At 64.6% G+C, this 11,383-nt stretch carries 15 protein-coding genes and 1 pseudogene; 3 read left to right on the plus strand and 13 right to left on the minus strand.

Annotated elements, in window-relative coordinates:
• Together QZY06_RS16340 and minE are read left to right on the plus strand one after the other, a co-directional pair.
• Positions 1–303: pseudogene (locus QZY06_RS16340) on the plus strand (septum site-determining protein MinD); the annotation flags it as partial.
• Between the two features lie 2 nt (positions 304–305).
• Positions 306–569, plus strand: coding sequence for a cell division topological specificity factor MinE (minE, locus tag QZY06_RS16345; RefSeq protein WP_293388304.1), 264 nt, complete (start codon positions 306–308; stop codon positions 567–569).
• An 80-nt stretch (positions 570–649) separates the two neighbouring features.
• Here the strand turns inward: minE and ptsP are convergent, their stop codons facing one another.
• The 13 genes from ptsP to QZY06_RS16410 all read right to left on the minus strand — a co-directional run bounded on the left by ptsP (position 650) and on the right by QZY06_RS16410 (position 10,645).
• Positions 650–2,386 (minus strand): phosphoenolpyruvate--protein phosphotransferase, encoded by a 1,737-nt coding sequence (gene ptsP / locus QZY06_RS16350; RefSeq protein WP_295686126.1) that lies wholly within the window; start codon positions 2,384–2,386, stop codon positions 650–652.
• Positions 2,387–2,420: 34 nt separating this feature from the next.
• Positions 2,421–2,699, minus strand: coding sequence for an HPr family phosphocarrier protein (locus tag QZY06_RS16355; protein ID WP_295686127.1), 279 nt, complete (start codon positions 2,697–2,699; stop codon positions 2,421–2,423).
• Entirely contained in the window at positions 2,696–3,127 is a 432-nt protein-coding gene (locus tag QZY06_RS16360; RefSeq protein WP_295686128.1) for a PTS fructose transporter subunit IIA, read from the minus strand. Before QZY06_RS16360 ends, QZY06_RS16355 begins: the two co-directional genes overlap by 4 nt.
• Position 3,128: 1 nt before the next feature.
• Positions 3,129–3,989 carry an RNase adapter RapZ gene (gene rapZ / locus QZY06_RS16365; RefSeq protein ID WP_295686129.1) on the minus strand — a complete coding sequence of 287 codons (861 nt, stop codon included), beginning with the start codon at positions 3,987–3,989 and terminating at the stop codon, positions 3,129–3,131.
• An 8-nt stretch (positions 3,990–3,997) separates the two neighbouring features.
• Positions 3,998–4,552 carry a hypothetical protein gene (locus QZY06_RS16370; protein WP_295686130.1) on the minus strand — a complete coding sequence of 185 codons (555 nt, stop codon included), beginning with the start codon at positions 4,550–4,552 and terminating at the stop codon, positions 3,998–4,000.
• A 25-nt stretch (positions 4,553–4,577) separates the two neighbouring features.
• Positions 4,578–5,024: a PTS sugar transporter subunit IIA gene (locus QZY06_RS16375; protein ID WP_295686138.1), complete on the minus strand. Its 447-nt coding sequence runs from the start codon at positions 5,022–5,024 to the stop codon at positions 4,578–4,580.
• 113 nt (positions 5,025–5,137) lie between these two features.
• Complete coding sequence (gene raiA, locus QZY06_RS16380) at positions 5,138–5,461, minus strand: ribosome-associated translation inhibitor RaiA (RefSeq protein ID WP_022976272.1); 324 nt, start codon at positions 5,459–5,461, stop codon at positions 5,138–5,140.
• A gap of 126 nt (positions 5,462–5,587) precedes the next feature.
• Entirely contained in the window at positions 5,588–7,069 is a 1,482-nt protein-coding gene (locus QZY06_RS16385; protein ID WP_295686131.1) for an RNA polymerase factor sigma-54, read from the minus strand.
• A gap of 131 nt (positions 7,070–7,200) precedes the next feature.
• Positions 7,201–7,956, minus strand: a complete 756-nt coding sequence (gene lptB, locus QZY06_RS16390; protein ID WP_295686132.1) for an LPS export ABC transporter ATP-binding protein — start codon at positions 7,954–7,956, stop codon at positions 7,201–7,203.
• Complete coding sequence (gene lptA / locus QZY06_RS16395) at positions 7,953–8,537, minus strand: lipopolysaccharide transport periplasmic protein LptA (protein WP_295686133.1); 585 nt, start codon at positions 8,535–8,537, stop codon at positions 7,953–7,955. The genes lptB and lptA overlap by 4 nt, the downstream gene beginning before the upstream one ends.
• 37 nt (positions 8,538–8,574) lie before the next feature.
• Positions 8,575–9,132, minus strand: a complete 558-nt coding sequence (gene lptC, locus QZY06_RS16400; RefSeq protein ID WP_295686134.1) for an LPS export ABC transporter periplasmic protein LptC — start codon at positions 9,130–9,132, stop codon at positions 8,575–8,577.
• The gene (locus tag QZY06_RS16405) at positions 9,129–9,644 is read right to left on the minus strand and encodes an HAD family hydrolase (RefSeq protein ID WP_295686135.1); all 516 of its coding nucleotides are present in this window, start codon (positions 9,642–9,644) and stop codon (positions 9,129–9,131) included. Before QZY06_RS16405 ends, lptC begins: the two co-directional genes overlap by 4 nt.
• Complete coding sequence (locus QZY06_RS16410) at positions 9,644–10,645, minus strand: KpsF/GutQ family sugar-phosphate isomerase (protein ID WP_295686136.1); 1,002 nt, start codon at positions 10,643–10,645, stop codon at positions 9,644–9,646. Before QZY06_RS16410 ends, QZY06_RS16405 begins: the two co-directional genes overlap by 1 nt.
• Before the next feature lie 300 nt (positions 10,646–10,945).
• On the opposite strand from QZY06_RS16410, the gene QZY06_RS16415 reads away from it, so the two are divergent.
• Positions 10,946–11,383, plus strand: a 438-nt coding sequence (locus QZY06_RS16415; RefSeq protein ID WP_295686137.1) for a c-type cytochrome, incomplete at its 3' end; no start/stop codon positions are given.

Genomic DNA, 11,383 nt, shown 5'->3' on the forward strand with positions numbered 1-11,383 from the left:
GACCAGCGGGTCAAGGAACATCTGGTGCTGACCCGCTACAACCCGACGCGAGTCGCCAAGGGCGAGATGCTCAGCGTCGACGACGTCAAGGAAATCCTCGCCATTCCGCTGCTCGGCATCATTCCGGAATCGCCGACCGTGCTGACCAGCTCGAACTCCGGCGAGCCGGTGATCAAGGATTCGCTCAGCGAAGCCGGCCAGGCCTATACCGATCTGGTGGCGCGCTTCCTCGGCGAAGAGCGACCGATGCGTTTCATGACGGAGCAGAAGAAAGGCTTCATGGCCAAACTGTTCGGAGGCTGATCATGGATTGGCTGAAAATCTTTCGGACGGAAAAAAAGAACAGCGCTCAGACGGCAAAAGATCGCCTGATGGTCGCCGTGGCCTACCAGCGCGAAGGCCGCATGAACGGGCCGAACTACCTGCCGCAGATGCGCGAGGAAATTCTCGCCGTCGTCCGCAAGTACATCCGGGTGCCGGACGACTCCGTGCATTTCAATGTCCAGCGCGAGGATGGCCTCGAAGTGCTGGAGCTGAACATCACCTTGCCGGAAGACGCGCCGCGCTGATTCGTAGGGCGGCTCGCGGCCGCCGGCTCCGCTCGAAAACGGGGGGGCGCGGCGGCGGGCACGGCCCGCCCTACGTCCGTTCAAGACATCAACGCTTCCAGTGCCTGTGAATCGCCGGTCTCGAGCAGATTCATCGCTTGGGCGCGCAGTGCGTGCACGTCGGATTCGATGATGATCCGTTTTACCTCCAGCACGCTGGCGGGATGCATCGAGAATTCGGTGAGCCCCAAGCCCAGCAGCAGCCGTGTGTAACGCGGATCGCCAGCCATCTCGCCGCACATCGCCACCGGAATCCGGCCGCGATCACCCGCCTCGATGGTCATCCGGATCAGCCGCAGCACGGCCGGATGCAGCGGGTCGTACAGGTAGTTGACCTCGTCGTCGACGCGGTCGATCGCCAGGGTGTACTGGATCAGATCGTTGGTGCCGATCGAGAAGAAGCTGCACTGCTTGGCCAGCCACTGCGCCGCGAGGGCGGCGGCGGGCACTTCGATCATCGCGCCAACCGGTACGTGCTTGGCCATCGCCGCACCTTCGCGTTCCAGCTGATCGCGGGTCGTGTCGATGAAGTTCTTTGCCTGCCGGTACTCGGCCACACTGGAAATCATCGGCAGCATGATGTGCAGGTCGCCATGCGCCGAAGCCCGCAGCAGCGCCCGCACCTGGGTGCGGAACAGTTCCGGCTCCTTCAGGCAGAGCCGAATGGCGCGCAGGCCCAGTGCCGGATTGTTCGGCGTTGGCCCGGAACGCGAGCCGGAGTCGACCTGCTTGTCGGCGCCGAGGTCGAGCGTGCGAATGGTGATCGGCCCTTTCACCGAGGCGACGACTCGGGCATAGGCCTCGTACTGCTCGTCTTCGGTCGGCAGACCTTGCCGGTTCATATAGAGAAATTCGGTGCGATACAGGCCAACGCCTTCTGCACCGAGCTCCGCCGCGTGCGCTGCGTCTTCGCTGAGTTCGATATTGGCCAGCAGGCGGATCTTGATGCCGTCACGCGAGATCGCCGGCTTGTCGCGCAGGCCGGATAGCGACGCGCGGCGCGCCAGCTGGCCGGCGCGCTTGGTCCGGAAGAAGCTCAGCGCCTGCTCGTCGGGATCGGCCAGCGCGTGGCCGAGATCGCCATCGACGATCACCGCTTCGCCGTCCTTGAACAGGCGCCGCGCGCCGTGCAGGCCGACAATCGCCGGAATCGAGTACGAACGCGCCAGGATCGCCGTGTGCGACAGCGGGCCGCCGTACTCGGTGATGAACGCGGCGACGCCGGCTTGCGCCAGCAGGATGATGTCGGCCGGCGTGATGTCGTCGGCGACGATGATGTTGGGTTCGGCCGGCGCTTCGGCCGCTTCGCCGACCGGCAGGCTGCGTTCCTGCTTCAGGAGAATCCGCAGGATCCGCGCAGAGACGTGCTGGACATCGTCCTTGCGCGAGCGCAGATAGGCGTCGTCCATCTGTTCGAACACCGCGACCAGCACGTCGCGTTGCCGCTTCAGCGCCGCTTCGGCATTGATGCGGCTACCGCGGATGGTCGCCACCACGGCTTCGGTCAGCGAGCGGTCATCCATCATCAGCAGATGGGTGTCGATGAATGCGGCGATCTCGCTCTGGGCGCCGCCGAGGCCGGCCGGCACCTGCGCGCGTACCTGTTCGAGCTGCTCCTTGGCGCGCGCCTGCGCGGCGCAGAAGCGCGTTTCCTCGGCTTCGAGATCCGCCTCGGCGATCGTGTACTCGGGGATTTCGAGATCGCCGCCCGACAGCTTCTGGACGCGGCCGATCGCGATGCCGCGCGATACGCCGATGCCGTTGAGCCAGAGACTCATGGGCCTGCCTCGCGGTTGATGGCCGGCAGCGGGCTCATGCGTCCTCTTCGAAGCGATTGGCAATCAGTGCGGCCAGCGCTTCAAGCGCCTCGACAGCGTCATGGCCGACAGCGGTCAAGGTGATCTGGCTGCCCTGCGCGGCGGCCAGCATCATCACGCCCATGATGCTTTTTCCGCTGACCGTCTTGTCGCCCTTGGCGACCTTGATCTCGCACTGGTACTTCGCTGCCAGGGTCACCAGCTTGGCCGCCGCACGTGCGTGCAGGCCCAGACGATTGACGATCGATACGGTCTTCTCGGCGCTGACGCTCATGACTTCGGTTCCTGGTTCGGGACTGGCGACGGCGGCGTGCAGATCGCGACTCCGCGCTGGCCGCCTTCGACGGCGGCGCGGCACATTGCGGCGAGGTCGAGCTGCGGGTAATTGAAGATCTTCACCAGCATCGGCAGGTTGATGCCGGCCACCAGTTCAGTATTCGGTGCTTCGGACAGCCGGCTGGCGATGTTGCTGGGTGTGGAGCCATAAGCGTCGGTCAGCAGCAGCACGCCGGCGCCGGAATCCAGGCGCTCGATCATCCGACGGCCCTGCAGCAGCAGCACATCGGTGGCCTGCACGCGGCGCACTTCCAGCACGTCCACCGACAGCGGCGGCGCGCCGATCATGTCCTGCATCGTTTCCAGCAGGTGATGGCCAAGCTTGCCGTGAGTGACCAGCAACACGCCGACCGTCATGGTGGGCATCTCATGCATTCAGCTCCCGATGTTTGACCACCACCTGTTCGAAGCGGCCCTCGAAGGCCTGACCCAGGCGCTCCGCCAGATAGACCGAGCGATGCTGGCCGCCGGTGCAGCCGATCGCCACCGTGACATAGGGGCGATCCTGAGCCTCGAAGGCCGGCAGCCAGCGCTCCAGATAGGCGCGCGTGTCGTCGAGAAACTGGCTGACCAGGGTCTGGCCCTTGAAGTAGTCGACTACCGGCGCATCGCGGCCGGTCAATGCGCGCAGATCCGGCACCCAGTGCGGATTCGGCAGCACCCGGGCATCGAAGACGAAGTCCGCGCCTTCCGGGCCGCCGTTCTTGAAGCCGAATGACAGGAACAGCAAGGACAGCCCGTGCGTGCCCGGCTCCGGCAGCCGCGCGCCAACGGCGGCGCGCAGCTCGTAAAGATTGAGATTGGTGGTGTCGAGCGGCACGTCGGCGAGATCGGCGATCGGCTTCAGCAGCCGGCGTTCGAGCCGGATCGCATCAAGCAGCGACACTTCGGGATTCGATAGCGGGTGCCGCCGCCGGGTCTCGTTGTAGCGGCGCAGGATGACGCTGTCGTCGGCGGTCAGAAACAGCACGTGAACGTCGATCGCTTGGCCGCGCAGCAAATCCAGCACGGCGGGGAAGCGTTCGATTTCCAGCGGATCGCAGCGGGCATCGATGCCCAGCGCCAGCTTGCGGTAGCGCGGCCCGGGGTTGTCGACCGCGTGGGTCAGCAGCGGCTGCAGCAGATCGAGCGGGATGTTGTCGATGCAGTAATAACCGCGATCCTCGTACTGCTTGAGGGCCACGGTCTTGCCGGCACCGGAGAGTCCACTGACGATGACGAGGCGCATGCGTTCGCTCAGAGAGGTTCGGTGACGATGCGCTGCGCCTGCCGCGCAACCAGATCGGCGCAGGCGTCGTAACCGGCCAGCCGCAGCCGGTGATCGCGGCAGGCGGCTTCGACCAGCACCGCCAGATTGTGGCCGACCCGTCTCGGCAGGGCGACGGTCGACACTGCGATCCCGTGCACCGTGGTTTGCGTGCGGCGACCGGACAAGCGCTCTTCCGGTGAGGCTTCGCCAGTGGCATCGAGATCGATCACCAGATCGAGCGTCGCTTCCGCCGCCAAGGCCTCGTCGCCGTACAAGCGGCGCAGATTCAGGATGCCGAGGCCGCGCACCTCGATGAAGCTTTCCAGCAGCGGCGGACAGCGGCCGATCAACCGAGGGCCGCTCCGCTCATCTTCCAGGTGCAGGTCGATCGCGTCATCGGCAATCAGGCGATGACCGCGGGAGATCAGCTCCAACCCGAGTTCACTCTTGCCGGCGCCACTCGCGCCCTTCAGCCAGACGCCGAGGCCATCGACCGCCACGAACACGCCGTGCACGGTCAGCGGTGGATGGGCGCTACTCATGGGGAGGGCCGCGCTTATCGCGGGATCAGGCGCTCAGCAGCGCGTAGACGGCGGCATCGTCCTTCGCTGCGTGCACCTGGGCGCAGAACTCGTCCACGGAAAACTTTTCGGCGATCGCCGCGAGGTGCTGTAGGTGCTCGCCGGTGGCGTTCTGCGGCACCAGCAGGCCGAACACCAGATCGACCGGCTGGCCGTCGTGAGTGTCGTAATCGATCGGGTGCTTGAGGCGCACGAAGGCGCCCACGCTGGTCGATACGCCGGCCATGCGGCCATGGGGAATCGCCACGCCATGGCCGAGGCCGGTGGAGCCGAGTTTCTCGCGGCCGGCGAGGCTGGCGAGGATGTCTGCCGGCGCGACACTGGGCGCGCCCAGCGCCAGCAGACGAGCGATCTCTTCCAGCGCGCGCTTCTTGCTGGTCACCGCGACACCGACGGCAACCCGGCCCGGATTGAGAATTTCGGCAAGTTTCAGGAGATTTCCGGATGTCGTGAACGAAAAAAGCCCCGCTTCGAAAAGCGGGGCTTCTCCAAGGCCCGGGTAGTGTAGCGCCGCGCTATGCAGCGCTGGCCTGCCCGGCAAGAAAGCTAGTTGATAGTGTGTTTCTGGACTTCGCGGGCGTGGTGGTCGCGAAGTTTGTCCTTGAATTTCCGGGTCTGCTGATCGAGCTTGTCGATCAGGCTGTCGATCGCTGCGTACATGTCGCCATTGATCGACTCGGCATGCAGATTGGTCCCTCGAGCATGAAGCGTCGCTTCGGCCTTGTGCTGCAGCTTGTTGTCGACCGAGAGGATCACGGCGGCGTCGATCAGGTGATCGAAATGGCGCTCGACGCGCTTCAGCTTGTCGGTGACGTAAGTGCGCAGGGCCGGCGTGAGATCGAGATGATGACCGGAAATGTTCAGGTTCATACACGCAACTCCTATTCGATAATCCGTACCGGGCGCCTACCGGAATACGGCGGCGGGCAGTACGGACAATTCACGTTGCAGGTTTCAGACCATGAAACGAAACGTGATCAGGATTCCGATCGGGGCTCAGCCGATCGGCTTGCGCTCATGCGACGGAGGGATGCGCAGCGCTTCGCGATACTTTGCGACCGTGCGACGGGCCACCTGGATGCCTTCTTTCAGCAGCATCTCGGCGAGCGTCGAATCGGACAAGGGCTTGGTGGCATCTTCGGCAGCGATGAGTCGCTTGATCATGGCCTGGATGGCTGTGGCGGAGCAGGTACCTCCTTCCGTGGTCTGGACGTGACTGGAGAAGAAATACTTCAGTTCGTAAAGGCCTCTGGGCGTCAGCATGTACTTGTTTGCTGTCGCGCGCGATACCGTTGACTCGTGAATTCCCAACTGTTCGGCGACATCCCGCAGCACCAGTGGCCGCATTGCTTCTTCGCCGTAGTCGAGGAAGGCCCGCTGTTCCTCGACTATGCATTGGGCAACCTTGAGCAGGGTTTCGTTCCGCGCTTCCAGTGAATTGATGAAATAGCGCGCTTCCTGCAGGTGCTGCTTCATGGTCAATTGATCGCGCGAGGTATCGGCGCGCTTGACCATGCCTTGATAGAGCTGGTTGATCCGCAGCTTCGGCGTGTGCTCCGGGTTCAGCGAGACGCGCCAGCGGCCGTTCTTCTTGCCGACGAAGACGTCGGGGGCGATGTAGTCGCTTTCATGCGCCTGATATGGGCGTCCAGGATGCGGCTGCAGCGTCTGCACCAGCGCCAGGCCTTCGCGCAGCGCTTCCAAGCCCAGGCCGGTAGCCTTGATCAGCGCGGTTTCGTCGTGGCGCGCGAGCATCGCCATCGGTGCTTCGAGGATCCTGAACGCAGCGCTGAGGCCCGGCGTCTTAGCCGGGTACTGCTGCAGCTGCAGGCGCAGACATTCCGGCAGATCGCGGGCGGCCACACCCGACGGATCGAAGTCCTGCACCGAGCGCAGGATCTTTTCGACGCGCTCCAGCGGGATGTTCTGGCCGCCGACCAGGCGATCGCGGACGCCGTCCCAGTCTTCGAGATAACCGTCGTCGTTGATCGCATCGATGATGTGCAGTGCGACTTCGGCGTCGACTTCATCGAACGGCGCAATGCTTGCCTGCCAGGTCAGATGGTCGCGCAGTGACTGCGAGCCGTGCAGATTGGCCTGCATGAAATCGTGCAGGCCGTCGTCGTCCTCGCCACTGCCGCTGCCGGCGGAACCGGCGCTGTCGTAGATATCGCCCCAGTCGGCGTCGACCGGCATCTCTTCGGGGATGACGTTTTCACCACCGAGTTCGATCACCGTTTCGGCCGCCGAACCCGCTTCGGCGACGGCGGCATCGCTGTCCGCCTCGGCCATCGCTTCTTCGGTGGTCTGCAATTCGAGGTCGTCGCCGTCGGCCTCCAGCATCACGTTCGATTCCAGCGCCTGGCGAATCTCCAGTTGCAGATCGAGGCTGGACAACTGCAACAGGCGGATCGCCTGCTGCAGGGCAGGCGTCATGGTCAGGGCAAGACCGGTGCGGAGCGACAGCGACTGCTTCATGCGGGCTTTTTCAAGAATTCCAGTGTTGGCATTCTACTTGCTCAGAATTCATTGCGATGGGCTATAGTCGAAAAGTAAATCAGCCCACCAAGCGCTGATTTGCGGCTTGGCGCATGCGCCTGAGCCGCCGTTCAGAGGCGGAACTGCTCGCCCAGATAGACCTTCCGCACCGTCTCGTTTTCCATCAGCTGATCCGGCGTGCCTTCGGCAATGACCTTGCCGCCAGCCAGGATGTAGCCACGCGTGCAGATGCCCAGCGTTTCGCGCACGTTGTGATCGGTGATCAGCACGCCGATGCCGCGCTCGGACAAGTGGCGGACGATGCCCTGGATGTCGATCACGGCAATCGGATCAACGCCCGCAAACGGCTCGTCGAGCAGCACGAAACGCGGATTGGCCGCCAGCGCACGCGCGATTTCGGCGCGCCGCCGCTCACCACCAGACAACGACATGCCCAAGCCTTCGCGGACATGGCTGATGTGCAGTTCTTCGAGCAGCCGTTCCAGTTCCTGCAGGCGAGCGGCTTTGTCCAAGTCTTCGCGCAGTTCGAGGATCGCCATGACGTTGTCGGCGACCGACAGCTTGCGGAACACCGAGGCTTCCTGCGGCAGGTAGCCGATGCCGGCCTTGGCGCGTGCATGCATCGGCAGCTTGGTGATGTCGCGGCCATCGAGCTCGATGACGCCGGCATCGGCCGGCACCAGGCCGACCACCATGTAGAACGAGGTGGTCTTGCCGGCGCCGTTCGGCCCGAGCAGGCCGACGATCTCGCCGGCGCGCACGTTCAGCGAGACGCCGTCGACCACGGTGCGCTTCTTGTAGCGCTTGACCAGATCCCGCGCCTGCAGTACCGAACGCGGCTGATCGCCACTCGCTGCGGCGCTCACTTCGGGCCTCCGTCGGCCGGTGTCGCCGGTGCCGGTGCTGGAGCAGGCACAGGGTCGTTAGACGCCGGCTGGATGATGATCTTGACCTGACCGCCATCGCCGCCCGAAGCCTGGATGCGGCGTTCCCTGACGTCGTACTTGATGGTGTCGCCGGTGATCTCGTCGGTGCCGCGCAGCACGTAGGCATCGGTCAGCAGATCGAGCACGCCGCTGCGTGAGTCGTAGTTCAGTGTCTTCGCACGAGCGGCAACGGCCGGGTTCTCGGTGCCGTTGCCGGCGTGATTCATCCGCGCCGGGCCGCCGGTGATCTTGGCTTCGTACTGGCCGCCCGGATACTGCTTCAGTTCCACGCGATCACCTTCGAGCTTCAAGGTGTCCGAAGTCAGCACGACATTGCCGGTGTAGACCGCCGAATTGCCCTGCACCAGTTCGGCCTTGTCCGAGGTCAGCGTGACCGGGCCGGTCGGCTTCAGGTCCGAGCCTTTCGGCAGCTTGACCAGCTCGGCCTTGTCTACCGAGGGTCCCTTCGGCGCCGACGGCGCAGCCTGAGCGTTGCCGGCCAGCAGCAGCGCGGCAAGCAAGCAGCAGGCGCGGGGCCAGATCCGGAGCGGGGCCAGTTCAGCGATTGACTTCATAGCGCATCTTCACGTTGTTGAGCAGGTGCAGGTCCTGCTGTGCCCAATTGGCAGTCATGCCGGTCGCCGTGCCCTTGCGCGTGCGGCTGTCGGCGTTCACGTCGACGTCGGAGCTCAGCAGATGAGCGTCCGGATCGATCTTCATGGTTGGCGAGCGCACGACCACGGCCTCGCCATTGTCCGGCCATTGACCGTTGGCGATCACCTCGCCGGACAAGGTCATCACCCGGCTGCCGGGCGCAAGGCTGCCGGTAGGCGAGGTGATGTGCCAGGGCGTCTTGGTGCCGGACAGCACGTCGACCACCAGGGTCGTCGCCTGTGCCGATTCGTCGTCGAAATATTCGAGGTTGGCGGCGGTCGCTTTCAGCGATGGCTGGCCATCTGCGTCGTAGCGGGTCAGTTCCGCGGAGGTCAGCGTATAGCGCGGCAACCGGTTATCGGCTTCCGTGCTGACCACAGCAACGTCATCGATCCGATTCAAGGTGTAAAGCAGGCCGGCGAGTGCGGCAACCGCGATGGCGGCAACGGCAACCCGGGTCATGCCTGCACTCCCGCCACAGTCATCGCCTGGGCGTTGAGGATCAGATCGGCGGCATCGCGCACCGCGCCGTTGCCGCCGGTCAGGCGGCTGGCCCAGTGAGCGACGGCGAGCACTTTCGGATGGGCGTCGGCAACGGTCATTGCCAGGCCGGCGCGTTCCATCAGCGGCAGATCCGGCGTGTCGTCGCCCATCATCATCAGTTGATCGTCACGCAGGCCGAGCTTGGCGAGCAGCGCTTCCCAGGCCGGGATTTTCTGCTCGACATTGAGCCAGACATGCTGGATGCCGAGGTATTCGAAGCGCGCCTGCATCGCCGCCGACGGCCGGCCGGAAATCACCGCGACTTCGATGCCGGCCTGCATCAGTAATTTCAGGCCAAGACCATCACGGACATGCACGGCTTTCAGCTCGGTGCCGTCCGGTGCCAGATACAGCTTGCAGTCGGTCATGACGCCGTCGACGTCGAACACCGCGCAACGGATGTTGCGAGCCCGCTCGGTCAGGGTTTGCATCAGACCACGCCCGCGCGCAGCAGATCATGCATGTGCAGAACGCCTTCGAGATGCCGGTGGTCGTCGAGCACCATCAACACGGTGATGCGGTGCTTTTCCATCAGATGCACGGCCTCGGCCGCCAGTTGCGCCGAGCGGATCGATTTTCCGCCGCGGGTCATCACCTCGGTGATCCGGGCGCTGCGAACGTCGAGATTGGCGTCCAGCACGCGGCGCAGATCGCCGTCGGTGAACAGACCGAGCGCCTCGCCGCTGTCGTCGATGACGGCAGTCATGCCGAGGCCCTTGCGGGTCATCTCCAGCAGGGCGGCCGACAGGCTGGCGTTGGCCGGCACCTGCGGAATGCGGTCGCCAGTCGCCATCAGATCGCCGACCTTGAGCAGCAGGCGGCGGCCGAGCGTGCCGCCCGGATGACTGAGCGCGAAATCTTCCGGCGTGAAGCCGCGGGCTTCGAGCAGCGCCACGGCCAGCGCGTCGCCCATCGCCAGGGTGGCGGTGGTGCTGGCCGTCGGGGCGAGGTTGAGTGGGCAGGCTTCCTGCGCGACCGAGACATCGAGATGGACATCGGCCGATTTCGCCAGAGTCGAGCCCGGACGCCCGGTCATCGACACCAGCGGAATGCCCATGCGCTTGATCAGCGGCAGGATGGTCAGCACTTCGGCGGTTTCGCCGGAGTTGCTGATCGCGATCACCGCATCATCGCGGGTGATCATGCCGAGGTCGCCGTGGCTGGCTTCGCCAGGGTGGACGAAGAAAGCCGGCGTGCCGGTCGACGCCAAGGTGGCGGCGATCTTGCCGCCGATGTGGCCGCTCTTGCCCATGCCGGTGACGATCACGCGGCCGCGACAGGCGATCAGCAACTCGCAGGCGCGGGCGAAGCGGTCGTCGATGCGCGGCAGCAACGCAGCCAGCGCATCGCGCTCGATGCCGAGCACGCGGCGCGCGGTTTCCTGGAGGGCGGTACTGTCGACCACGGGAATGATGAGTGCTGAGTCAGCCATGAGGGACGTATCGTACCCGAGCGTCCCGATGCGGTTCGCGTTCCGGACATCGCGCGCACCTGAACTTGATGAGGAAGCGGACTCTGATTCCGTCACGCAAGTGGCAGGCTTCTCTCTATAATTGCGCGCTGTGCAGCACGGCTGCCAGCAAAGTTCCGCGTCGTCGCCAGTGCTCGCGCCCTGTTTTGTTGCGAGTTTCGGCGTTTCGCACTGTTATGGGTCATGCATTCTTTGTTGGTGCATCGCCTGCCTCATTCATCTGTTGCAAGCCTTTTCCATCTGCCGGCCCCGGAGACCGTTGTGAGCAAAGACCAGGACAAGAAGTTCATGATTTCGTTCGCCGGTGTTCTGGCGCTGCTGTTCGGAATCACGATCGGCATCATCGCGCTGGCCGCGATCATGACCCCGAAGCACGATACGGCTGATGAGTCGGAAGTGAAGAAGGTCGCCGCCCGCACGGCGCCGCTCGGCACCGTGATCACCGACCCGGCATTGCTGGTCAAAGCCAAGGCCGCCGTGAAGCGCGAGCCCTACAGCGGTGAGCAGGTCTACACGACGGTCTGCAGCGCTTGCCACAGCGGCGGCCTGCTCGGCGCGCCGAAGGCGGACGACAAGGCCGCCTGGGCCGCCCGCAAGGGCGCTGCCGGTGGTGTCGATGGTCTGACCGCCTCGGCGATCAAGGGCAAGAATTCGATGCCGGCGCGCGGTGGCAATGCCGATCTCACCGATGACGAGATC

This window comes from uncultured Nevskia sp., from assembly GCF_903885465.1.
Lineage (GTDB): Bacteria > Pseudomonadota > Gammaproteobacteria > Nevskiales > Nevskiaceae > Nevskia.

Bases quoted from the DNA above. Each gene is read 5' to 3' on its own strand.
- QZY06_RS16355 (WP_295686127.1), bottom strand. From the start codon at position 2,699: ATGAGCGTCAGCGCCGAGAAGACCGTATCGATCGTCAATCGTCTGGGC.
- minE (WP_293388304.1), top strand. From the start codon at position 306: ATGGATTGGCTGAAAATCTTTCGGACGGAAAAAAAGAACAGCGCTCAG.
- QZY06_RS16410 (WP_295686136.1), bottom strand. From the start codon at position 10,645: ATGGCTGACTCAGCACTCATCATTCCCGTGGTCGACAGTACCGCCCTC.
- rapZ (WP_295686129.1), bottom strand. From the start codon at position 3,989: ATGCGCCTCGTCATCGTCAGTGGACTCTCCGGTGCCGGCAAGACCGTG.
- raiA (WP_022976272.1), bottom strand. From the start codon at position 5,461: ATGAACCTGAACATTTCCGGTCATCATCTCGATCTCACGCCGGCCCTG.
- lptC (WP_295686134.1), bottom strand. From the start codon at position 9,132: ATGACCCGGGTTGCCGTTGCCGCCATCGCGGTTGCCGCACTCGCCGGC.
- QZY06_RS16370 (WP_295686130.1), bottom strand. From the start codon at position 4,552: ATGAGTAGCGCCCATCCACCGCTGACCGTGCACGGCGTGTTCGTGGCG.
- QZY06_RS16360 (WP_295686128.1), bottom strand. From the start codon at position 3,127: ATGCCCACCATGACGGTCGGCGTGTTGCTGGTCACTCACGGCAAGCTT.
- QZY06_RS16405 (WP_295686135.1), bottom strand. From the start codon at position 9,644: ATGCAAACCCTGACCGAGCGGGCTCGCAACATCCGTTGCGCGGTGTTC.
- ptsP (WP_295686126.1), bottom strand. From the start codon at position 2,386: ATGAGTCTCTGGCTCAACGGCATCGGCGTATCGCGCGGCATCGCGATC.
- QZY06_RS16385 (WP_295686131.1), bottom strand. From the start codon at position 7,069: ATGAAGCAGTCGCTGTCGCTCCGCACCGGTCTTGCCCTGACCATGACG.